Here is a 20,864-nt window from a genome sequence, read left to right as displayed (position 1 = left end):
AAACCTGCTATGCGGCCGGCGGAACGTCGCGGCCGTCCAGCACCGCCCGGGCCCGCTCCCGGTCGATGTCGCCCTCCCAGGCGGCGATCGCCACGGTGGCCACGCAGTTGCCGATCAGGTTGCCCAGGGCGCGCGCGATGCCCATGAACCAGTCCACCGACAGCACCAGCACGAGGCCGATGGCCGGGATGGCGGGAATGGCGTGCAGCGTGGCCGCCAGCACCACGATGGCCGAGCCGGGCACGCCGTGCGCGCCTTTGGAGGTGACCAGCGAGATCGCCAGGATCGTCAGCAGGTCGGCCATGCCGATGGGCGTGTTGGTGGCCTGGGCGATGAACACGGCCGCCAGCGTGATGTAGATCGAGAAGGCGTCGAGGTTGAACGAGTAGCCCGTGGGGATCACCAGCCCGACGGTGGAGTCGCGCACGCCCAGGTGCTTGAGCTTGGCCATCACCTGGGGCAGCACGCTGTCCGACGACGTGGTGGCGAAGACCACGGCCAGTTCCTCGCGCAAATAGCGCAGCAGCTTGAAGAGGCTGAAGCCCGACAGCCGCATGATGAGCCCGAGCACCACCGCCACGAACAGCGCCACGGCGACGTAGAACAGCCCCACCAGCATGCCCAGTTGCTTGAGCGAGCCGATGCCGTACTTGCCCACCGTGAAGGCGATGGCGCCCAGCACGCCCAGCGGCGCGAGCTGGATGATGAGGCCCATGGCCCGGAACAGCACCACCGAGAAATCGTCGATCAGGCCCACCACGCGCGCGCCGCGCTCGCCCACCAGCGCCAGCGCGCAGCCGAAGAGGATCGAGAACAGCAGCACCTGCAGCACGTCGCCCGAGGCGAACGCGCTGACGGCGGTGGCGGGCATGAGCTTGAGCAGGAAGTCGCTGAAGCCGCCCCCGGCGAGCTTGTTCGCGTTGTCGGCATAGGCGCCCAGCGCCGAGGCATCGAGCGCGCGCGGGTCCACGTTCATGCCCGTGCCCGGCTCGAACACGAAGGCCAGCACCAGGCCCAGGAGCAGGGCGATGGAGGTGACGACCTCGAAATACACCAGCGACTTGATGCCCACGCGGCCCACCCGCTTGAGATCGCCCGTGCCCGCGATGCCGTGCACCACCACGCAGAACACGATGAGCGGGATCAGCATCTTGATCAGCTTGATGAAGCCATCGCCCAGGGGCTTGAGCTGCACGGCCCACTGGGGCCAGACCAGCCCCACGATGACGCCGGCGACGAGGGCCAGCACCACGCGGCCGAAGAGGGAGCGGAAGAGACGTTGCATGGGAGAGTCCTCTCTGAAAGCAAACTTGTACGCCAAACTTGCATACAAAAAATGTAGGCACGAAATGGCCGGATACCTTGCGGGTTATCCCTGGTCGTGGCGCGGGCGGACGAAAAAAAAAGCCGGGTCGTCGAGGCCCGGCTTGGAATGCGTTCGTCAGGTGAGCAGGTCGTGCAGCGCCCGCGCGACCACTTTGGTGGCCCGCCGCAGGTCTTCGAGTTCGAGGCGCTCGTCGGCGCGCTTGGCGTGCGAGTCGAGCACGGTGCGCGGGCCGGCGCCGTAGATCACGCCGGGAATGCCGCGCTCCACGTAGAGGCGCACGTCGGTATAGAGCGGCGTGCCCACGGCCGGTGGGCGCTCGCCGAACACCGCTTCGGCATGGTGCTGCAGGGCGTCCACGAGCGGGCGGTTGCCCGCGAGCGGCGTCATCGCATTGGCCAGCAGCAGCCTGCGCACCTCCACGCGAAGGCCCTCGCAGCCCGCGGCGGCCTCGTCGATCACGCGGCGGATCGCGGCCTCGACCTCGGCGGGGTTCTCCTCGGGGATCATGCGGCGGTCGAGCTTGAAGGCCACCTTGCCCGGCACGACGTTGGTGTTGGTGCCGCCTTCGATGCGGCCCACGTTGAGGTACGGGTGCCGGATGCCCGCCACCTGCGAGGTGATGCCCTGGTAGAGCGCGTTCTGGGCGTAGAGCGCGTTCAGGATGCGCACCGCGCCCTGCAGCGCGTCCACGCCCGTGTGCGGCACGGCGGCGTGGGCCATCTTGCCGTGCACGGTCACCTCCATCTGCAGGCAGCCGTTGTGGGCGGTGACCACCTCGTAGCTGAAGCCGGCGGCGATCAGCAGGTCGGGCCGGGTGAGGCCCTGGCGCAGCAGCCAGCCGGGGCCGAGCTCGCCGCCGAACTCCTCGTCGTAGGTGAAGTGCAGTTCCACCGCGCCGCGCGCGGGGCGGGCCACCGCTTCGAGCGCGCGCACGGCGAAGGTGAACGAGGCGAAGTCGCTCTTGCTCACGGCCGTGGCGCGGCCGTACATGCGGCCGCCGTCGATCGTGGCGCCGTAGGGGTCGTGCGTCCAGCCCTCGCCGGGGGGCACCACGTCGCCGTGCGCGTTGAGGGCGATGGTGCGGCCGCCGTCGCCGTAGGGCCGGCGCACGATGAGGTTGGTGATCGACTCCATGCCGCAGGCGCGTACCTCGCTCTCGGGCACGGGGTGCTTTTCTGCCGTGTAGCCGAATTCTTCCAGCAGCTCGGCGGTGCGCTCGGCGTGCGGCGCGTTGTTGCCCGGGGGCGTGTCGGTGGGCACGCGCACGAGGGCCTGCAGGAACCGCACCTCCTCGTCGAAATGCTGGTCGATCCAGGCGTCGATGTGGGCGTAGGTGCTCATGGGGCGTGCTCGGTGGCGAGTTGGTTCAAGAGGTGGGAGAAGGCTTCCACGGCGAGCTGCATGTCGTCGCTCGTGGTGCTCTCCAGCGGGTTGTGGCTGATGCCGCCGTTCTGGCCGCGCACGAAGAGCATGGCCTGGGGCAGGATCTCGTGGAGCTTCATGGCGTCGTGGCCGGCGCCGCTGGGCATGCGCAGGACCGGCAGGCCCGAGGCCTCCACGGCGCGTTCCCAGCGCCGCTGCCAGTCCGGGTGGCTGGGCGCGGCGGCGGCCAGCATGGCGCGCTCGGCCGTGGCGCGCAGCCCGCGCCGGTCCGCGATGGCGGCCATCTCGGCCAGCACGTCGTCCACCAGCGCATCGCGCTGCGCGTTGGTGGGCGCGCGCAGGTCCAGGCTGAATGTGCAGCGGCCGGGCACGACGTTGATCGAGCCGCCGGGCACCTGCAGCTGCCCGATGGTGCCCACCGAATCGCCGTCCTGCGCGGCGCGGCGCTCCACGTAGAGCGCCAGCTCGGCCACGGCCGTGGCCGCGTCGCGGCGGCGGTCCATGGGCGTGGTGCCGGCATGGCTGGCCACGCCGACCATCTCGCACACGTAGCGCGCGCTGCCGTTGATCGAGGTGACCACGCCCAGCGGCAGGCCCTGTTCATTCAGCACCGGGCCCTGCTCGATGTGCACCTCCACGAAGCCCAGATAGTCGGCCGGGTCGCGCCGCAGCCTGGGGATGTCGTCGATGCACAGGCCGGCGTGCTGCATGGCCTCGCGCATCGTCACGCCATCGGCGTCGCGCTGGTCGAGCCACGCGGGATCGAAGTCGCCGATCAGCGCGCCCGAGCCCAGGAAGGTGGCCTTGTAGCGCTGGCCTTCTTCTTCGGCGAAGCCCACCACCTCGATGCCGAAGGGCAGGCGCCGCCCGGCGCGGTGCAGCTCGCGCACGCAGGCCATGGGCACGAAGATGCCCAGCCGCCCGTCGTACTTGCCGCCGTTGCGCACGGTGTCGTAGTGGCTGCCGGTCATGAGCCAGCGGGTATCCGGCGCGGCGGCGTGGTAGCGGCCCACCACGTTGCCCACGGCGTCCACTTCCACCTCGTCGAAGCCGCAGTCGCGCATCCAGTGGCTGATGCGCTGCGCGCAGGCGCGGTGCGCGTCGGTGAGGTAGGTCACGGTGAGCTGGCCTTTCTCGGCGAAGCCCGGGTCGCTGTGCTGCGCGAGCTTTTCCTGCCAGTCCCACACGCCGTTGCCGAGGGTGGGCTCCACGCCGAACTTGTCGTTCAGGCGGATCTCCGCGATGCGGTGGATGTTGCGCAGCGCCTCGGCCAGCTCGGCCTCCGGGTGGCTGTCCAGGCGGCGCGCGAAGGTCTCGATGATCTCCTGGCGCGAGAGGCCGGTGCCGCGCGGGCCGCGCACCGCGAGGATGAACGGGAAGCCGAAGCGCGCGGTGTAGTCGGCGTTGAGCCGCTGCAGCCGCTCGAACTCCTCGGGCGTGCAGTGCGTGAGCCCGGCGCGCGACTGCTCGCCGGTGGATTCCGCCGTGAGCGATTGCGCCACCATCGCCTTGCCGGCCAGCTCGGGGTGGGCGCGGATGAGCGCGAGCTGCGCCTCGCGCGGCGCCTGGGCCAGCGTGCGCACCATCGCCTGCCGGAGCTGCGCCAGCGTGCGGAACGGGCGCTCCTGCAGCGCCGCCCCGGCGATCCAGGGCGAATGCTCGTAGAGGCCGTCCAGCAGGCGCGCGGCCTCGTCCAATGGCGCGGCGTTGAGGTGGTCGAGGGTCAGGGCCATGGCGTCATTCCGGGCAGGGGTGTGTCGCGGCCCAGTGGCGCGCGATGTCGATGCGGCGGCACACCCAGACGCGCTCGTGCCGCTGGATGTGGTCGAGAAAGCGCTGCAGCGCCGTGATGCGGCCGGGCCGGCCCAGCAGGCGGCAGTGCATGCCGATGCTCATCATCCGGGGCCTATCGTCGCTGGCCGGGTCGCCCTCGGCATAGAGCGCGTCGAAGGTGTCCTTCAGGTACTGGAAGAACGGGTCGGCGTGCGAGTAGCCCTGGGGCAGCGCGAAGCGCATGTCGTTGCAGTCCAGCGTGTAGGGCACGATGAGCTGCGTGGCGTCGGTGCCGTCGGTCTTCCTCACCTTCATCCAGAAGGGCAGGTCGTCGCCGTAGTAGTCGCTGTCGTAGGCGAAGCCGCCGTGGTCGGCCACGAGGCGGCGGGTGTTCGGGCTGTCGCGGCCGGTGTACCAGCCCAGCGGCCGATCGCCCGTGAGCTTTTCGATGATGTCCATGGCCTCGGCCATGTGGGCGCGCTCCACGTCCTCGGGCACGTTCTGGTAGTGGATCCACTTGAGCCCGTGGCAGGCGGTCTCGTGGCCCAGCTCGCGGAAGGCGGTGGCCACGTCGGGGTGGCGCTGCAAGGCCGTGGCCACGCCGAAGACGGTGAGCGGCAGGCCGCGCCGCTCGAACTCGCGCAGGATGCGCCACACCCCCGCGCGGGAGCCGTATTCGTAGATGCCCTCCATGCTCATGTGCCGGTCGGGATAGCTCGCCGGGTTGAACATCTCGGAGAGGAACTGCTCGCTGCCCGCGTCGCCATGCAGCGTGGCGTTCTCGCCGCCTTCCTCGTAGTTCAGCACGAACTGCACGGCGATGCGCGCGCCGCCGGGCCAGCGCGCGTGGGGCGGGTTGCGGCCGTAGCCCACGAGGTCGCGCGGGTAGGGCAGGGTGGCGTCGTAGAGCGGCGGTGCGGTCATGGCGATGGCCTTGGGCGGAGGAGGTTCAGGACAGGGCGCGCGAGAGTTCGTTGGGCGGGTGCTCGCGGTCGAAAGCGAGGCTGGCCTCCACATGGCGCAGGTGCTCGTCCATCAGGCGCACGGCCAGCTCCGCATCCTTGGCCGCCAGGGCCTTCACGATCTGGCCGTGCTCGTCGTGCGAATGCGCGGCCTCGTCGGCGCTCTGGTACATCAGGGTGATGAGCGCGCAGCGCGAGATCAGCTCGCCCAGCAGCTGCGCGAGCACCTCGTTGCCCATCAGCTCGGCCATGCGCACGTGGAAGTCGCCCAGCAGCTCGGTGCGGCCCGGCACGTCGGCCTGCTCCACCGCCTGCTTCTCGCGCGCGACGTGCTCGCGCAGGGCGCGGATGCGCGCGGGCGTGACCTCGCGCACGAAGGCGCGCGTCATCTCGGCCTCCAGCATGCGGCGCACGGCGAACACCTGGCGCGCCTCCTCGGCCGAGGGCGCGGCCACGAAGGCGCCGCGTGCCGGCTCCAGCGTGACGAGGCGGTTCTGCGAGAGCTGGAACAGCGCCTGCCGCACCAGCGTGCGGGAGACGCCGAAGTGGTCCGCGAGCTTCTGCTCGGCCAGCTTGGCGCCCGGCAGCAGCCGATGCTCCACGATGGCCTTGGTCAGGCTCGCGACGATGGCGCTGGTGGTGGAGGTTTCCATCGGCGCATGATAGCCGGCGATCCGCTGTTTTGTATGCAGTTTTTGTGCGCCAAAAATGCGGCCCGGATTGGGGCATGCCCGCACTGCAGTGGTGCGGATGCCGTGCCTGTCACTGTCCGCCGCGGTCTTCGTCCCGGTCCTTGTCCAGCAGGTGTCCGTAGCTATTGCTGAGGAAGTAGGGGATGAACGAGACGGGCACCAGCCACCAGAGCGATTGCCAGTAGGCGATGGCCCAGCAGATCCAGGCGAACAGTACGGACGCCCTGCGGAGAATCCGGGACGGTGGTGGTTTGGTCATGGCGCAATCTTCAGTCCATGGGTGCCCCAGCGGACATAGACGAGGTAGGGAACGATCCGCACTGTTCCCGCTGGAGTCGGTATGTGTATGGGGATGCGTGACACCTTGTCGATGAAGCCGTTCAAGGGCCGCCCGATCCGAGCCATGTACACCCCGGCGCCGAAAATGCCGTCGAGGCCGTAAGAACTGGCATGGATCACTCCGCTGCGAGTTATTCCCGCCGCGCCTGCTTTCGTGGTGAAGTGGATGAGTTGTCTGGGCAATGCCGCAAACCCGTAACCCGCGGCGCCCAGAACGGTGGCCGTTGTCGGGGCGACGTCCGGTGTCCACAGCACGGCCATCATGCCCGGTACGTGCGCCAGGGGTGCCAGGGGGTGTTTCGATGTGGCGGCCACGTCGGCCCAGTACTGCGCGGCGTCGTGGGCCGCGAGGGTGGATGCGCGGTAGAGCTGCCGCAGCTTGAACATCAGATGGCTGATCGTGCCCGTATCGGCGTGCCGTTGCCTTCCCGGCGGCAGGTCAGGGTGGTTGGGGTCATCGAAGACTCGGGGTTTGAATGGGAGACGCTGCCGAAGCTGCGGCACGCCAGCCCTCCCGCTGGTGGCGACGGATTGTCGGGGGGACGGTGTGTGCGGTGGGGAGGCAGGTTGTATCGGATGGCAACGCCCAGGGGCGGGCCCTGCGCCAGAATCCGCGCATGACCGCCGCCGATTCCCGCCACCACGCTCCCTCCCCCCTCGCCGCGCCCGATCCGGCCGCCGAGCCCGTGCGCTTCCTGCGCCACCTCTACGACACCGCCGTGCGGGCCGCGCTGCCGCTGGAGCGCATGGCGGAGCACCTGCCGTCGCCGCCCCGGGGCCGCACGCTGGTGCTGGGCGCGGGCAAGGCGGGCGGCTCGATGGTGCACGCGCTGGAGGCGCTGTGGCCGGCGCAGGCTCCGCTCTCGGGCCTCGTGGTCACGCGCTACGGCCACGTGCCGCCCCGGCCCGAGGGGGTGCCGCCGCGCATCGAGATCGTGGAGGCGGCCCATCCCGTGCCCGACGCGGCGGGCGAGGCGGCGGCGCGGCGCATGCTGGCGCTGGCCGGGGGGCTCACGGCCGACGACCTCGTGATCTGCCTGATCTCGGGGGGCGGTTCCGCGCTGCTGGCGCTTCCCGCCGAGGGCCTGGCGCTGGCGGACAAGCAGCGCATCCACCAGGCCCTGCTGGAGAGCGGCGCGGGCATCGCGGAGATGAACTGCGTGCGCAAGCACCTCTCGCGCATCAAGGGCGGGCGGCTCGCGGCGGCGTGCGCGCCGGCGCGGGTGGTGACGCTGGCCATCAGCGACGTGCCGGGCGACGACCCGGCGGTGATCGCCAGCGGCCCCACGGTGCCCGATGCCACCACCTGCGCCGATGCCCTGCGCATCCTCGACCGCCACCGCATCGCCGTGCCCCCGGCGGTGCGCGCGGCGCTGGAGGCCGGCACGCTGGAGACGCCCAAGCCCGGCGCCGGCGCGGACGGGGAGGCCGTGCGGCTCATCGCCACGCCGCGGCAGTCCCTGGAGGCGGCGGCGCGCGCCGCGCGGGCCGCGGGGCTGGCGGCGCACGTGCTCTCCGACGAGATTGAGGGCGAATCGCGCGAGGTGGGCAAGGTGCATGCAGCGCTGGCGCGCGCCGTGGCCCGGCACGGCGAGCCGTTCGCGCGGCCCTGCGTGATCCTCTCGGGCGGCGAGACCACGGTGACGGTGCGCGAGCGCCCCCCGGGCGCGCCGCGCGGCCGGGGCGGGCGCGCGGGCGAATTCTGCCTGGGCCTCGCGCAGGCGCTGCAGGGGCAGGAAGGCGTCTGGGCGCTGGCGGCCGACACCGACGGCATCGACGGCGTGGAGGACAACGCGGGCGCCGCCGTGGCGCCCGACACCCTGGCGCGCGCCGCCGCCGCCGGCCTGCGCGTGGACGACCACCTCGCACGCAACGACGCCTACGGCTTCTTCGCCGCGCTGGGCGACCTCGTCGTCACCGGCCCCACGCACACGAACGTGAACGACTTCCGTGCGCTATTGATTTTGTAGCTGGAGAGGTAATAAATACGGCGACATGGAGCGCGAAAGGCATGAAAGAGGGGCCTCACGCTCCCTCGCTGCCCCCAAGGGGGCGCTTTTCATCCTGGGGCGGCCTGGCGATGAAAAAGGGCCCCACGCTCCCTCGCTGCGCGGGGTCGCTGCCCCCCAAGGAGACGTTTTTCATCTTGGGGCGGCCCGACGATGAAAAAAGCCGCCCGAAGGCGGCTGCGCGGGCCCGGGGCGGCGGTGGACGCCGCGCAGGGTCAATAGCCCAGCGTGCGGCCGTCCGGGTTGCGCGGGTCGGAGTAGCCGTAGAGGATGCCGTCCTTGACCTGGATGGTCTGCGTGCGGCCCATTGAGGGCTTGAGGGCCAGGTGGTGGCCGCGCGCCTGGAGCAGCGCCAGCGTGTCGGGCGAGAAGCCGTTCTCGATGCGCAGTTCGTCCGGCGTCCACTGGTGGTGCACGCGGGGCGCGGCGGCGGCCTCGGCGGGGTTCATGCCGAAGTCCACCACGTTGACCACGGTCTGCAGCACGGTGGTGATGATGCGTGCGCCGCCCGGGCTGCCCGTGACCAGCATGGGCTTGCCGTTCTTGAGCACGATGGTGGGCGTCATCGACGAGAGCGGGCGCTTGCCGCCGGCCACCGCGTTGGCGTCGCCGCCCACGAGGCCGTAGGCATTGGCCACGCCGGGCTTGGCGGCGAAATCGTCCATCTCGTTGTTGAGCAGGATGCCCGTGCCCTTGGCGACGATGCCGCTGCCGAAGTTGGTGTTGAGCGTGTAGGTCACGGCCACGGCGTTGCCGGCCTTGTCCACCACCGAGAAGTGCGTGGTCTGGTCGCTTTCGTAGGGCTGGGGCTGGCCGGGCTTGATGTCCTTGGCGGGGCGGGCCCTGTTGGGGTCGATGGTCTTCGCGAGCGAGGCGGCGTAGGCCTTGGAGGTCAGGCCCTTGAGCGGCACCTTCACGAAGTCGGGGTCGCCCAGGTATTCGGAGCGGTCGGCGTAGGCGAGCTTCATGCTCTCGGCCATGGTGTGGATGGTCTGCGCGCTGCCCGGGCCCCACTGGGCGAGCGGCTGGGGCTCGAGCATGTTGAGGATCTGCACCAGGTGCGCGCCGCCGGAGGAGGGCGGTGGCATGGTCACGATCTCGTGGTCGCGGTAGGTGCCGCGCACGGGATTGCGCTCCACCACCTCGTAGTCGCGCAGGTCCTGCAGCGTGATGGCGCCGGGGTAGGGCGCCATCTCGGCGGCGATGCGGCGCGCGATCGGGCCCTGGTAGAAGGCCTTGGCGCCCTGCTGCGAGATGAGGCGCAGCGACTGGGCGAGGTCTTTCTGCACCAGCCGGTCGCCGATCTTGAGCGGCGCGTCGCCGCGCCAGAAGATCTGGCGCGTGGCGGGCCAGCGGCCCATGGTCTCGCGCTCCTGCGCCAGCGTCTTGGCCAGCGTGAGGCTCACGGGAAAGCCCTTGTCCGCGAGCGCGACGGCCGGGGCGATCACCTTGGCCAGCGGCATCGTGCCCCAGGTCTTGAGCGCGTGCTCCAGCCCGGCCACGGTGCCGGGCACGCCCACCGCGTAGTGCGTGTAGAGCGACTTGCCGTCCACGACGTTGCCTTTCTCGTCGAGGTACATGTCGCGCCGTGCCTGGCGCGGCGCGACCTCGCGGAAGTCGAGCGCGATGCTCTTGCCGCTCTTGGCGTCGTACAGCATCATGAAGCCGCCGCCGCCCAGGTTGCCCGCGTTGGGCAGCACCACCGCGAGCGCGAAGCCCACGCCCACGGCGGCATCGACCGCGTTGCCGCCCGCGCGCAGGATGTCCAGGCCCACCTTGGAGGCCAGTTCCTGCTCCGAGGCCACCATGCCGTTGCGCGCCACCACCGGGTGGAAGACGTCCATGTCCATGTCGTAGGCGGCGCCCGCCGCGCGCGCGGCGGGGGTCTGCGCGGGCGCGCTGGCCGCGGCCGGGGCGGTGCCCGCGGCCACGGGCGAGCCGTCCGGGAGGTTCGCGCATCCCGCGATGGTCAGCAGCGCGAGCGCGCTGCTTCCAGCGAGCAGCCAGGGGCGGTGGAGACGGGGGGTGGTCATCGGTCGAAGCCCTTTCCTTTCTTCCTGTCGGATCTGTCGAGCCGGTGCGCCGGGCGCCACCGGAGGGGCGGCCAGTGTAGAACGTACCGTGAAACAGGGCGTCACGGTTCGTTACAGGCGCGGGACATTCCCGGGCCCGCCCGCCCGCGGGCACGGACCCTGCGTGCTGCGCCTGCGCGGCGCTGAATACACTGCTGCGCAGGGCCGCGTGCCCCGCTGTTTGCGAAGGAGATGTGCCCATGGGCCTCAGCACCCACGTTCTCGACACCATGCACGGATGCCCCGCGGCGGGCATGGCCGTGTCGCTCTACGCCACGGACGGCAGCCAGGCCCGGCTGCTCAAGGCGCTGGTGCTCAACGCCGACGGCCGCCCCGATGCGCCGCTCTTCGACCACGCCGGCGTGCGCCGGGGCACCTACCGGCTCGCGTTCGAGGTGGGGGCGTATTTCCGGGCGCGCGGCGTGGCGCTGCCCGAGCCGAACTTCCTGGATTGCGTGAGCCTGGATTTCGGCATCGCCCACGCCGACCAGCACTACCACGTGCCGCTGCTGGTCAGCCCGTGGAGCTATTCGACCTACCGTGGCTCCTGAGCACGTTCAGGGCGACCCCTGCGGGACCGTGAATACGTTCTCAGAGCTGGCCCTCGGTCAGCGTGTCGAGCTGGAAGCGCCCGGATTTATCCCACAGCCAGGTGTCGGTGTAGGTGACGCGGCCCAGGCGCGTGGGCACGGGGTAGGGCGCTGCGGCGCGCACGGTGCGCTCGATCTCGGCGACGACCTCGGGCGCGTGGCGCGGCGCGCGCATCCAGTGCAGGCGCGTGACCTGGCCGTTGCGGTCGATGTCCACCTGCAGCGTGCCGATGGCATAGAGCATGGGCGGCAGCTTGCCGGGGTAGATGCGCGACTGGTTCAGGCCATAGAGGTGCGTGGCCGCGTCCTGGCGGTAGGCGCGCGGGCTGTCGGCGGCCGAGGCGCGTGCCGAGCCGCGCGCGGCGGGCTCGGGCCCCGCCACGCCCGTGCTGGCCGGCACGGAGGTGCCGCCGTCCGGCGCCGTGGCCGATTCGGGGGCCGACTTGCAGGCCGCGATCAGCGAGGCCACGGCCGCCATCAGGCCGGCCAGGAACCAGTGGCGGCCGCGCGCCGCGCCTTTTCGGGGGGTGGGAGAGGGGTGCATGGAGGGGCGTGGGCTGGGTACGGAAGCGGGGGGCCGGCATGTGCCGGGCGGTGGGTTGCGAAACGCTGGGGCACGCCATGGGGTTGACGCCGGCGTGGCGCGCGCTGCTCGAAGGCCTGGCCGCCGGGCCGGCCTGCGTGGTGGAGGTGGAGTCTACCGAAGGCTCCGTGCCGCGCGGGCGCGGCGCGTGGATGGCCGTCTTTCCCGGCGGGGCGCTGGTGGGCACGATCGGCGGGGGGCGGCTCGAATGGGATGCCCACCGCGAGGCGCTGCGGCGCCTCGCGGGCGGCGAGGGGCCGGCGGTGGCGCGCTTCGCGCTGGGCCCCAGCCTGGGGCAGTGCTGCGGCGGCGTGGTGCACCTGCGCTTCACGCTCGCCGGCCCGCAGGACCGCGAGGCCCTGGCGCGGCGGCTCGCCCCCGCGCTCGCGCCGGTCGCGCTGTTCGGCGCGGGCCACGTGGGGCATGCCCTGGCACGGGTGCTGGCGCCGCTGCCGTTCGCGCTCACCTGGATCGACAGCCGCGACAGCGTGTTCCCGCAGGAGGCCGGCGCGCAGGCCCGCTGCGAGCATTCCGAGCCCGTGCAGGCGGCGGTGCCGGGGCTGGCGCCGGGCTCGCGCGTGCTGGTCATGAGCTTCAGCCACGCGGAAGACCTCGACGTGGTGGCCGCCTGCCTCGCGCGGCAGCGGGCGCGGGCCGACCTGCCCTTCATCGGCCTCATCGGCAGCCGCACCAAATGGGCGACCTTCTCGCACCGCCTGGAGGCGCGGGGCTTTTCGCGGGACGAGCTGCGGCAGGTGACCTGCCCGATCGGCATGCCCGGCATCGCGGGCAAGGAGCCGGAGGTGATCGCGGTCTCGGTGGCCGCGCAGCTGCTGGCCACGCTGGCGCCGCCGGATCCCGCATGAGCGCCGGGAGCGGGGCCGCCCCGGCGTGGGTGAAACCCGCTGTCGGCGGGAACGGAACGTGCATACACTGGCCTGCATCCACGGGCCGCAGCGGTGCTCCCGCGCGCCACGCCCCCTCGCCGGGGCCGGGGCGCGCCCAGGTGCGCGGCCTTTTTTCCGACTGCTCAAAGCGCCCGCAGTGGTGAGCAGCTTGCCGGGGCGGCGCGCGGCCAGCGCGGGCCGCCCGGGCCGAGAGCATTCATGGAAAGCTATCTCCTCGACTGGGCCAACCTGCTGCTGCGCTGGGTCCACGTCATCACCGCGATCGCCTGGGTGGGGTCGTCGTTCTACTTCGTCTTCCTCGACTCCAGCCTCACGCCGCCGCAGGACGAGGACCTGAAGCGCCAGGGCGTGAGCGGCGAGCTGTGGGCCGTGCACGGCGGGGGCTTCTACCACCCGGTCAAGTTCGCCGTCTCGCCGCCGAAGCTGCCCGCGCACCTGCACTGGTTCTACTGGGAGAGCTACAGCACCTGGCTGAGCGGCTTCGCGCTCTTCACGGTCTCCTACCTGTGGAGCGCGAGCACCTACCTCATCGACAAGTCGCGCATGGACTGGGCGCCCGCCGCCGCCATCGCGGCGGCGCTGGGCTTCCTGGTGGTGTTCTGGCTGCTCTACGACGCCGTCTGCCGCGCCTTCGGGCCGCGCCGGCACGGCGACGCCATCGTGGGGGCGCTGGTGTTCGGGCTGGTGTGCGTGGCCTCGTGGCTGGCCTGCCACTGGTTCGCGGGCCGCGCGGCCTTCCTGCTGGTGGGCGCGATGATCGCCACCACCATGAGCGCCAACGTGCTCTTCTGGATCATCCCGGGCCAGCGGAAGATGGTGGCGGCCATCCGCGCCGGGCAGCCGGTGGACCCCGTCCACGGCCAGCGCGGCAAGCAGCGCAGCGTGCACAACACGTACTTCACGCTGCCGGTGCTGTTCGCGATGCTGTCCAACCACTACAGCTTCACCTGGAGCCACCCGCAGAACTGGCTGGTGCTCATCCTCATGATGTTTGCGGGCGCGGCCGTCCGGCAGTTCTTCGTGATGCGCCACGGCTGGAAGCTCGGGCGCAACCGCCATCCGCTGCCCTATGCGCTCGCCGGGGTGGCGGTGATCGCCGGCACCATCGCCTGGATGCGTCCCATGCCTGAAAAAGCGCTCCATGTCGGCGTGGATGCTGCGAAAGGTGCTCCTGTTTCAGGAGCGCCGATGCCCATCGGCTACGCGGCGCTGCAGCCCGTGTTGGCGCAGCGCTGCACGCTGTGCCACGGCGAGACGGTGCAGATGAAGAACCTGCGCCTGGATTCCGCCGAGTCGGTGAAGCAGCACGCGCAGGCCATCTACCAGCAGGCCGCCGTGCTCAAGCTCATGCCCATGAACAACGCCACCGGCATGACGGACGAGGAGCGCGCGCTGGTGCGGCGCTGGTTCGAGGGCGGCGCGCCGGTGCCCTGAGACCGACCGACCCGGTGCTAGCGCATGGCGCTGCCCGTCACGGCGTGGCGCTGCGGGCTCCAGGGGCCGGCGCGGCCGGCGGCATGCCCGGATGCGGACGCCGTGGGCGGCTCGGCCGTGCGCCAGGCCAGCCCGTTGGCCGAGCGCTTGGCGTCGTGCTTGGCCAGGGCCGCGAAATTGGCCACCTCCTCGGCGCGGCGGATCGAGCCGGGCGCGATGCGGGCCGCCCCGATGGCGAGGGTGGTGCACGGAAAGAACCGCTTCACCCCGTGGCGGTCCTCGGCCCAGATGCCGCCGGCCTTGCGCGCGGCGTCGTCGAAGAGGTTCAGCGCCTCGCGGCCGAAGTCGTCCACGATGCGCTGGCAGCGCTGCAGCCAGTCGTCGCTCTGGAACAGCAGCATGAAATCGTCGCCGCCCACGTGGCCCATGAAGTCGCGCTGCGCGTCGCAGTGGGCCACGGCCAGGCGCGCCACGAGGCGGATCATCTGGTCGCCGCGCCAGTAGCCGTAGTAGTCGTTGAAGGGCTTGAAGTGGTTCAGGTCGGCATAGCAGGCGACGAACCCGGTGCCGCTGTCGATCAGCCGCTGCATGTGCAGGCTGATGGGGATGTTGCCGGGCAGGAAGGTGAGGGGGTTGGCGTGGCGCGCGGCCTCGATGCGCGCCTCGGTCACGCTGCGCACGAGCTGCTCGCCCGTGCCTAGGCCGGCGTAGCGGCCGTTGTCGGTGACGATGAAGCCGTCGCTCAGGTAGCGCTGGTCCTGCGAGGTCAGGATGCCCACGAGCTGGTCCACGTCGCAATCGAGCTCGACCACGCGCGGGGCGTGGTTGGCGAAGGCCATGCAGGGCTTGCGCCCGTGCACCTCGCGGAAGTAGAGCGTGGCGTAGTGGTTCATGAACTGCTGGCGGTTGATGAGCGCCAGGGGGCGGGTGCCGTCCACCACGGCGATCGCGTGCAGTTCGGGATGCGTCTTGAAGAAGCCCGCCACCTCGTCGTTGTGGGTGTCGGGCGCGGCGGTGGGCGCGTGCGCCACCAGCAGGTTGCGCAGGATGCCCGGGCGTGCGTTCTGGCCCCGGTGCGGCAGCACGGCCACGCGGCGGTCGCGCAGCACGTCGAGCGCCGGCGCCTCGATGGCCTCGCGCGGCGCGGGCGCGGGGCGGCCCAGCAGGTAGCCCTGGCCGAAGGGGATGTCGAGGTCGCGCACCGCGCGCAGGTCCTCGCGGGTCTCGATGCCCTCGGCGATGAGGGTGGTGCCGAACACGTCGGCGATGCCCTTGATGGCCTGCAGCATCTGCAGGTTGCCGGGCTGGGCGCTGATGTCGCGCACGAAGAACTTGTCGATCTTCACGAAGTCGGGCTTGACCTCGGACCACAGCCGCAGGCTGGAGCGCCCGTCGCCGAAATCGTCCAGCGCCAGCCGCGCGCCGCTGGCGTGCACCTGCCGCAGCGCGTCGCGCAGCGAGGCCATGTCGGTCACGCGCTCGTGCTCGGTGATCTCCAGCACCACGAGGTCGGCGGGCACCCCCGTGGCCTGCATGGAGGCCCCCACCGGCATGCCGGCGCACAGCGCCACGCCCTGCACCAGGGCGTCCGCGCTGATGTTGATGAAGAGGCGCCCGGGCGCGCCGAGCCCGCCCCACTGCCGCAGCGCGACAAAGGCGCACAGCAGCTCGAAATCCTGCAGGATGCCCTCCTGCCGCGCGGCTGCCAGCAGGGCGTCGGGCGTGTGCAGGGGCGAGTCCGCGGGGCCGCGGATGAGCGCCTCGTGCGCGTAGATGCCGCCCTCGCGCAGATCGGCCAGGGGCTGGAAGACGCAATGCAACCCATCGCCGCGCATCAGCTGCGCCAGCGGGCTGTCGCTCTCGCGAACCGCCGGCGACAGGGCGGCGAGCACGCCCTCCCGCAGGGCCGGATACGGCGCATCATTCATCGTTACATCCCCATACAAACCCGCACACGGTAGAAGGTGGATGTGACAACGGAATGACACCGGCGGGCGCCTCCCGTGCTCCGGGCCGGTTTCAGAAGCGGTGGCGGATGCCCACGCCGAAGCTGTTGCCCTTGGTCTGCGCGGTGATGCGGTCGTTCATCAGCATGGCGTACACGTCGGTGCGCTTGGAGAGGAAATAGTCGTAACCCACGGTGAAGGTCTTGCGGTCGATGTCGGTCTGCGACATCTCGGTCTTGACCCATTCCACCAGCACCTTGCCCGACGGGCCGGTGGGGATGGACGCGCCCAACTGCACCGTCTTGGCCTTGTTGGTGGTGTTGTCGGCCTTGGCCTCGCCGTAGCTCAGGAAGGGCTTGACCACCTGGAAGTCGTAGGCGCCCAGGAGCATCCAGTCCTTGCGGGTGGTGCCCAGGTAGGCGCCCTGGCCGGGGTTGCCGATCTGGTCGCGTTCATAGAAGCCGGTCAGCGTGAGCGGGCCGCCGAAGTAGAAGAAGTTCGCGCCCACGTTCTTGCGGCCGTTGTTGCCCGCCTGTTCGCCGAACTGGTACTGCAGGTTGGCCGAGAAGCCGCCGATCTTGGGCGTGCTGTAGACGATCTGGTTGCTCCAGCCCGTGTCGGCGGGCGTGGTCGCGGCCCAGCCGGTGCCGTTGAAGAGCGGCACGTTCATGTGCAGGATCAGCGGCGAGAAGGTGAACGAGTCGCCCAGCGGGTTGCCCACCACGGAGGGCAGGAAGTTGGGCGCCATCCAGCGGCCGACGAGCACCGAGCCGAAATCGCCCGCGAGGCTCACGTTGGCATCGCGCGAGAAGAAGGTGTCGTTCGTGAAGCGGCCGGGCGTGCCCGTGTCGGCCTGGAAGAACGAGGTCAGCTGGAACTCGGCCTTGAGGCCGCCGCCCAGGTCCTCCGAGCCCTTGAAGCCGAACCAGGACGTGGTCATGCCGCCGCTGTTGACCACGGACTGTCGGCCCGCGTCGCCGGCCATCTTCATGGAGCCGACATAGAGGTCGGCCAGCCCCGTGAGCTGAACCGTGCTCTGGGCGTGGGCTCCGGCGGCGCACAGCAGCGCGGCGCCCAGAGCGATCAGGTTTTTTTTCATAAGACTCCTGTCCACAACGACACAAAAAGAAAAAAGGAACGGCGGAAGGGGCCGCCATGCACCACCGCGAGGCATCGGGGCTGCGGGGCGGAGGGTGCCTGAGGAGGCCCAGGCTTGGCAAGCAACTAGCGTGCCGAAGACTGCCGACCCCGGCGCGGAGCGTGATGCCGCGCGCCCGCGACTCGCAGGCACGGCTGGGCCACGTGGCGCCTTTGACCTTGCTCAACACGCGCGCGCCGGCGTGGCGCCACAGTGCGGCCCATGTTCCCCATCCCTTCCAGCGACCCCTCCACGCCCTGCGAAGTGGCCGCCGCCGGCCAGGTGCTGCGCCAGCGCCACGAGCAGTCCGCCTCGGTGCTGTACCTCGACAGTGGCCGCGTGGTGTTCGGCGTGCGCGAGGAAGGGCAACTGCGGCACCAGCTCGGGGTGGCGGAGGGGCCGTTCTGGCTCGACGCGGCCTCGGCGCTGCTCGGCCAGCCGTGTCCGGTGGACATGGTGGCGGATTCCCGCGTGCAGTTGCGCCGCGTGCCGCTGGCCGCGTTTCTGCGCGGGGTGTCGGCCCTGCCGTCGCCGGCCCAGGGCCTGGTGCGCGACATGGCCTCGGGCTATCTCCAGCAGACCGAACTGGCCGTGAGCCGGCTGGCCCAGGATGCCGAGGCCCGCTGCGCGCAGTGGCTGCTGCGCCACGCGGAGCAGGACGGCGCGGGCGCCCTGCGCGTCACCCTGAGCCAGCGCAAGCGCCTCATCGCGGCGCAGCTCGGCATCGCGCCGGAAACCCTGTCGCGCGTGCTGCGCCACCTGCGCGAGCACGGGCTCATCGCGGGCACGGGCAACGTGCTCACGCTGCCGCAGCCCGTGGAGCTGCGCATGGTGGCGGGTGGCTGACCGCCCGCAGCCCGGCAGGCGGCATCGGTCGCCCTCCGGCTTTTCGGGGCGCACGGCGATGGTGTTGCCGCTGACGGAAATGCGCAGCCCCTTGATCCAGCCATCGGCCGTCGCCACGTCCGTGGCTGCCGACGGATGTGGTTTCCGTATCGGCTTGCAATAAATACCTGTTTGCATGGGGTCGCGGGTGTGGGCGCGGCGGGCCATCGGGCGTGGGCATTGGGGCATTCGGGGATCGGTCCGCGGGGCGCTCCGCCATCCGGGTTCTCCCGGGGCGGCCTCCCCGGGTTCCACCCAACGCCGGTCCGGGAGGCGCTGCGTATATTGGCTGACAGGCCCCCGCACCCACGGGGCATCCGCCTGCCAACGACGACGTACGCCCCCGCATGCTCCGCGACACCTGTTTCCCCGGTTTTGCAGGCGCGCTCCGCGCGGAGCGCGCATGACCGCGCCACCCATCGCCCCACCGGACGCGCGCACGCGCCTGCGTGCCTTTGCCACCGTGCACGACGAAGGGCACGAGGGCCGATGGGCGCTGCCCGGCACGCTCGTGCTGCGCACCATCGCCATCGCCGTGCTGGCCGTGCTGCTGGCGGGCGGGTTGTCGGCCTGGCTGGTGGCGCGCGCGGCCCAGCAGGACACGCTGCACCGGCTGGTGGACCGGCAGACCGACGAGGTCGAGGCGATCGCGCGGCTGCTCTCCAGCAAGATCGAGCAGAGCCAGCGCGTGCTGGCCACCGTGGCCGAGGGCATCACGCCCGCGATGCTCGAATCGCCCGAGCCGCTGGACGGGCTGCTGCGCCAGGGGCTGCCGGGCGCGCGTTTCTTCGACGCCATGCAGATCGCGCGGCAGGACGGGCGGCTCAGCCTGCAGTGGCAGAACGGCCGACCGCAGCAGGGCGGGGAGCTGGAGCCGCAGGAGCGCGACCAGCTGCGCCGCACGCTGCTGGAGGGCAAGCCGCTGGTGTCGGGCGTGATCGGCAGCGGCCCGTCCGACGGCCGCGTGATGTTCACCCTGCCGCTGCACCGCGCGGACGGGGGCAGCGTGGCCGGCGCGCTCGCGGGCACGCTGCGGCTGCAGTCGCAGGGGCTGCTGCCGCCTTCGATGGCGCTGCCCGCGCGCGCCGATTCGCGGCTGGTGGTCTTCGCGCGCGACGGCACCATCCTCTCTCACCCCGATCCGTCGCGGGTGCTGGGCCAGGTGCGCGACGAGCCGGGGCTGGCGCAGGTCTATGAGCGCGCGTTGCAGGGCGGGCAGGCCGTGGTGGCGGGGCGCGGGTTCTCGGAGGTGCTGCCGGAGCACGTGGTCAGCGTGGCGGGCCTGCCGCTGCCGCAGTGGCTGGTGGCGCGGGTGAGCGATTCGCGCTCGGCGCTGCAGCCGCTCGCGGGCGCGCGGCAGGTCGGCGCATGGCGAGCCGCCGCCGCCGCCACGCTGGTGGCGCTGCTGGCCGCCGCCGGGATCGCGCTGCTGGCGCAGCCCCTGGCGCGGCTGTGCCGCCGCGCGGCCCGCGCCGCCGGCCCGGGCATGCCCGACGACGCACCCTGGCCGAGCGGCCGGGGCGAGGTGGATGCGCTCGCCCACGCCTGCCGCAGCCTCATCGATGAGCGCCGCCGCGTCCAGCGGCGCGCCGACGTGCTGCAGGACCACTTCCAGGCCGTGCTCGACCATGCGCCTGCGGGCATCGTCATTACGCGCGCCGGCGGCCTGGAGGTGGTGGGGCTGGAGGCCTGCCGCATGCTGGGCTACGAGCCTCACGAGCTGCTGGGTCAGCCCGCGCGCATGCTCTACGCGAGCGACGCGGCCTATGCGCACGTGGGCCGCCGCGTGCGCGCGGAGTTCGAGGCCCATGGTGCCTTCGACGGCGACGTGTGCTTCGTGCGCAAGGACGGCGGTGCCATCTGGGCGCGGGTGCTGGGCCGCGCGCTGCGCGACGGCGCGCCGCCGGACGCGGCGAGCACGGTCTGGATGCTGGAGGACCTCACGGCCGCGCGCGAGGCGCGGCGGCAGCAGAACTGGCCGGCCGGGCACGACCCGCTCACCCAGCTGGCCAACCGCGAGGCCTTCCAGCAGCGGTTGCACACGCTGCTCGCGGACCGCGCGCAGCGCCCCTTCGGGGCGCCGCCGGGGCACCAGGACGGGGCGCCCGCGCCGGCGCCGGACGCGCAGGACCCGGCCCATGCCGGCGAGCCCGCCGAGGGCGTGATGCTGTTCCTCGACCTCGACCATTTCACGGTGGTGAATGCCATCGCCGGGCACGACGCGGGCGACGACGTGCTGCGCCACGTGGGGCGGCTCATCGAGAACCAGGTCCGCCATGTGGGCTGGGCGGCGCGGCTGGGCGGGGACGAGTTCGCCGTGGTGCTGCCCAGTTGCACGATCGCGCGCGGCCGGGCCATCGCCGAGCAGCTGTGCGCCGCCATCCGCGCCTGGGAGCCGTGGTACCAGGGACGCAGCTACACGCTGGGCGTGAGCATCGGTATGGTGCCGCTCGACGGCCACGTGTACGACGTCACGGCCGTGCTGCACGCGGCCGACATGGCCTGCTACGAGGCCAAGCGCGCTGGCCGCGACCGGGTCGAGGTGCGCGCGCTGGCGCGCGGCGAGGGCTCCGGCACGCCGTGAGGGGGTGGCGGGAACATCCCGGAGGTCTGACGGAGGCCCCCGCCCGCAACGGGGCCGGCAATGGCCGCGGGCATGGGAAGCGAACAGCAAAGCCGCTCTTGTCCACAGGCTGCATGGAAACATGCTGTTCGATGGAGCGGAGGCGGCGGGTGGGCCCGAAAAGCCGGCCGCTTCATGCACAGTGCGTGCCGCGCCGGGCCCCTGCGGACCGGCGCCCGAGGCGGGCGGCAACGAGGCCG

At 71.6% G+C, this 20,864-nt stretch carries 17 protein-coding genes; 6 read left to right on the top strand and 11 right to left on the bottom strand.

Going from position 1 to position 20,864, the window contains the following annotated elements:
* Positions 1 to 7: 7 nt before the first annotated feature.
* The 7 genes from AX018_RS06700 to AX018_RS06670 form a co-directional block, all read right to left on the bottom strand.
* A complete protein-coding gene (locus AX018_RS06700) occupies positions 8 to 1,285 on the bottom strand; it encodes a C4-dicarboxylate transporter DctA (RefSeq protein WP_111876525.1) in 1,278 nt (425 codons plus the stop codon).
* Between the two features lie 156 nt (positions 1,286 to 1,441).
* On the bottom strand, positions 1,442 to 2,668 hold the full coding sequence (locus AX018_RS06695) for a M20 family metallopeptidase (protein WP_111876524.1): 1,227 nt from the start codon (positions 2,666 to 2,668) through the stop codon (positions 1,442 to 1,444).
* The gene (gene uraD / locus AX018_RS06690; protein WP_111876523.1) at positions 2,665 to 4,443 is read right to left on the bottom strand and encodes a 2-oxo-4-hydroxy-4-carboxy-5-ureidoimidazoline decarboxylase; all 1,779 of its coding nucleotides are present in this window, start codon (positions 4,441 to 4,443) and stop codon (positions 2,665 to 2,667) included. Before uraD ends, AX018_RS06695 begins: the two co-directional genes overlap by 4 nt.
* Before the next feature lie 4 nt (positions 4,444 to 4,447).
* On the bottom strand, positions 4,448 to 5,407 hold the full coding sequence (puuE, locus tag AX018_RS06685) for an allantoinase PuuE (protein WP_111876522.1): 960 nt from the start codon (positions 5,405 to 5,407) through the stop codon (positions 4,448 to 4,450).
* Positions 5,408 to 5,432: 25 nt separating this feature from the next.
* Positions 5,433 to 6,098 (bottom strand): GntR family transcriptional regulator, encoded by a 666-nt coding sequence (locus AX018_RS06680; RefSeq protein ID WP_111876521.1) that lies wholly within the window; start codon positions 6,096 to 6,098, stop codon positions 5,433 to 5,435.
* Positions 6,099 to 6,207: 109 nt separating this feature from the next.
* The gene (locus tag AX018_RS06675) at positions 6,208 to 6,396 is read right to left on the bottom strand and encodes a hypothetical protein (RefSeq protein ID WP_111876520.1); all 189 of its coding nucleotides are present in this window, start codon (positions 6,394 to 6,396) and stop codon (positions 6,208 to 6,210) included.
* Positions 6,393 to 6,863: a hypothetical protein gene (locus AX018_RS06670; protein WP_245951461.1), complete on the bottom strand. Its 471-nt coding sequence runs from the start codon at positions 6,861 to 6,863 to the stop codon at positions 6,393 to 6,395. Before AX018_RS06670 ends, AX018_RS06675 begins: the two co-directional genes overlap by 4 nt.
* Positions 6,864 to 7,093: 230 nt before the next feature.
* On the opposite strand from AX018_RS06670, the gene AX018_RS06665 reads away from it, so the two are divergent.
* On the top strand, positions 7,094 to 8,446 hold the full coding sequence (locus tag AX018_RS06665) for a glycerate kinase type-2 family protein (RefSeq protein WP_111876519.1): 1,353 nt from the start codon (positions 7,094 to 7,096) through the stop codon (positions 8,444 to 8,446).
* A 254-nt stretch (positions 8,447 to 8,700) separates the two neighbouring features.
* Here AX018_RS06665 and ggt read toward each other — a convergent pair whose 3' ends face one another.
* Entirely contained in the window at positions 8,701 to 10,518 is a 1,818-nt protein-coding gene (gene ggt, locus AX018_RS06660; RefSeq protein ID WP_111876518.1) for a gamma-glutamyltransferase, read from the bottom strand.
* A 239-nt stretch (positions 10,519 to 10,757) separates the two neighbouring features.
* Between ggt and uraH the strand changes: the two genes are divergently transcribed.
* A complete protein-coding gene (gene uraH, locus AX018_RS06655) occupies positions 10,758 to 11,108 on the top strand; it encodes a hydroxyisourate hydrolase (RefSeq protein WP_111876517.1) in 351 nt (116 codons plus the stop codon).
* A gap of 40 nt (positions 11,109 to 11,148) precedes the next feature.
* Here uraH and AX018_RS06650 read toward each other — a convergent pair whose 3' ends face one another.
* Positions 11,149 to 11,625 (bottom strand): hypothetical protein, encoded by a 477-nt coding sequence (locus AX018_RS06650; RefSeq protein WP_111876568.1) that lies wholly within the window; start codon positions 11,623 to 11,625, stop codon positions 11,149 to 11,151.
* A 143-nt stretch (positions 11,626 to 11,768) separates the two neighbouring features.
* Here AX018_RS06650 and xdhC point away from each other — a divergent pair, with 143 nt between their 5' ends.
* Both xdhC and AX018_RS06640 read left to right on the top strand, forming a co-directional pair.
* The gene (xdhC, locus tag AX018_RS06645; protein WP_111876516.1) at positions 11,769 to 12,596 is read left to right on the top strand and encodes a xanthine dehydrogenase accessory protein XdhC; all 828 of its coding nucleotides are present in this window, start codon (positions 11,769 to 11,771) and stop codon (positions 12,594 to 12,596) included.
* 240 nt (positions 12,597 to 12,836) lie between these two features.
* Positions 12,837 to 14,072, top strand: a complete 1,236-nt coding sequence (locus AX018_RS06640) for a urate hydroxylase PuuD (protein ID WP_111876515.1) — start codon at positions 12,837 to 12,839, stop codon at positions 14,070 to 14,072.
* A gap of 17 nt (positions 14,073 to 14,089) precedes the next feature.
* On the opposite strand, the gene AX018_RS06635 is transcribed toward AX018_RS06640, so the two are convergent.
* Both AX018_RS06635 and AX018_RS06630 read right to left on the bottom strand, forming a co-directional pair.
* Complete coding sequence (locus AX018_RS06635) at positions 14,090 to 16,000, bottom strand: EAL domain-containing protein (protein WP_111876514.1); 1,911 nt, start codon at positions 15,998 to 16,000, stop codon at positions 14,090 to 14,092.
* 91 nt (positions 16,001 to 16,091) lie between these two features.
* The gene (locus tag AX018_RS06630) at positions 16,092 to 17,117 is read right to left on the bottom strand and encodes a porin (RefSeq protein ID WP_111876513.1); all 1,026 of its coding nucleotides are present in this window, start codon (positions 17,115 to 17,117) and stop codon (positions 16,092 to 16,094) included.
* A 261-nt stretch (positions 17,118 to 17,378) separates the two neighbouring features.
* Between AX018_RS06630 and AX018_RS06625 the strand changes: the two genes are divergently transcribed.
* Both AX018_RS06625 and AX018_RS06620 read left to right on the top strand, forming a co-directional pair.
* Positions 17,379 to 18,002, top strand: coding sequence for a Crp/Fnr family transcriptional regulator (locus AX018_RS06625; protein WP_111876567.1), 624 nt, complete (start codon positions 17,379 to 17,381; stop codon positions 18,000 to 18,002).
* A gap of 442 nt (positions 18,003 to 18,444) precedes the next feature.
* Positions 18,445 to 20,625: a sensor domain-containing diguanylate cyclase gene (locus AX018_RS06620; RefSeq protein ID WP_111876512.1), complete on the top strand. Its 2,181-nt coding sequence runs from the start codon at positions 18,445 to 18,447 to the stop codon at positions 20,623 to 20,625.
* The last annotated feature ends 239 nt before the right edge of the window (positions 20,626 to 20,864 follow it).

Source organism: Paracidovorax anthurii, assembly GCF_003269065.1.
GTDB lineage: Bacteria > Pseudomonadota > Gammaproteobacteria > Burkholderiales > Burkholderiaceae_C > Paracidovorax > Paracidovorax anthurii.
This window is presented reverse-complemented; position numbering and strand designations above follow the sequence as displayed.

Coding starts and splice junctions, on each gene's coding strand:
- AX018_RS06700 (WP_111876525.1), bottom strand. CDS start 1,285: ATGCAACGTCTCTTCCGCTCCCTCTTCGGCCGCGTGGTGCTGGCCCTC.
- AX018_RS06695 (WP_111876524.1), bottom strand. CDS start 2,668: ATGAGCACCTACGCCCACATCGACGCCTGGATCGACCAGCATTTCGAC.
- uraD (WP_111876523.1), bottom strand. CDS start 4,443: ATGGCCCTGACCCTCGACCACCTCAACGCCGCGCCATTGGACGAGGCC.
- puuE (WP_111876522.1), bottom strand. CDS start 5,407: ATGACCGCACCGCCGCTCTACGACGCCACCCTGCCCTACCCGCGCGAC.
- AX018_RS06680 (WP_111876521.1), bottom strand. CDS start 6,098: ATGGAAACCTCCACCACCAGCGCCATCGTCGCGAGCCTGACCAAGGCC.
- AX018_RS06675 (WP_111876520.1), bottom strand. CDS start 6,396: ATGACCAAACCACCACCGTCCCGGATTCTCCGCAGGGCGTCCGTACTG.
- AX018_RS06670 (WP_245951461.1), bottom strand. CDS start 6,863: ATGTTCAAGCTGCGGCAGCTCTACCGCGCATCCACCCTCGCGGCCCAC.
- AX018_RS06665 (WP_111876519.1), top strand. CDS start 7,094: ATGACCGCCGCCGATTCCCGCCACCACGCTCCCTCCCCCCTCGCCGCG.
- ggt (WP_111876518.1), bottom strand. CDS start 10,518: ATGACCACCCCCCGTCTCCACCGCCCCTGGCTGCTCGCTGGAAGCAGC.
- uraH (WP_111876517.1), top strand. CDS start 10,758: ATGGGCCTCAGCACCCACGTTCTCGACACCATGCACGGATGCCCCGCG.
- AX018_RS06650 (WP_111876568.1), bottom strand. CDS start 11,625: ATGGCGGCCGTGGCCTCGCTGATCGCGGCCTGCAAGTCGGCCCCCGAA.
- xdhC (WP_111876516.1), top strand. CDS start 11,769: ATGGGGTTGACGCCGGCGTGGCGCGCGCTGCTCGAAGGCCTGGCCGCC.
- AX018_RS06640 (WP_111876515.1), top strand. CDS start 12,837: ATGGAAAGCTATCTCCTCGACTGGGCCAACCTGCTGCTGCGCTGGGTC.
- AX018_RS06635 (WP_111876514.1), bottom strand. CDS start 16,000: ATGAATGATGCGCCGTATCCGGCCCTGCGGGAGGGCGTGCTCGCCGCC.
- AX018_RS06630 (WP_111876513.1), bottom strand. CDS start 17,117: ATGAAAAAAAACCTGATCGCTCTGGGCGCCGCGCTGCTGTGCGCCGCC.
- AX018_RS06625 (WP_111876567.1), top strand. CDS start 17,379: ATGTTCCCCATCCCTTCCAGCGACCCCTCCACGCCCTGCGAAGTGGCC.
- AX018_RS06620 (WP_111876512.1), top strand. CDS start 18,445: ATGACCGCGCCACCCATCGCCCCACCGGACGCGCGCACGCGCCTGCGT.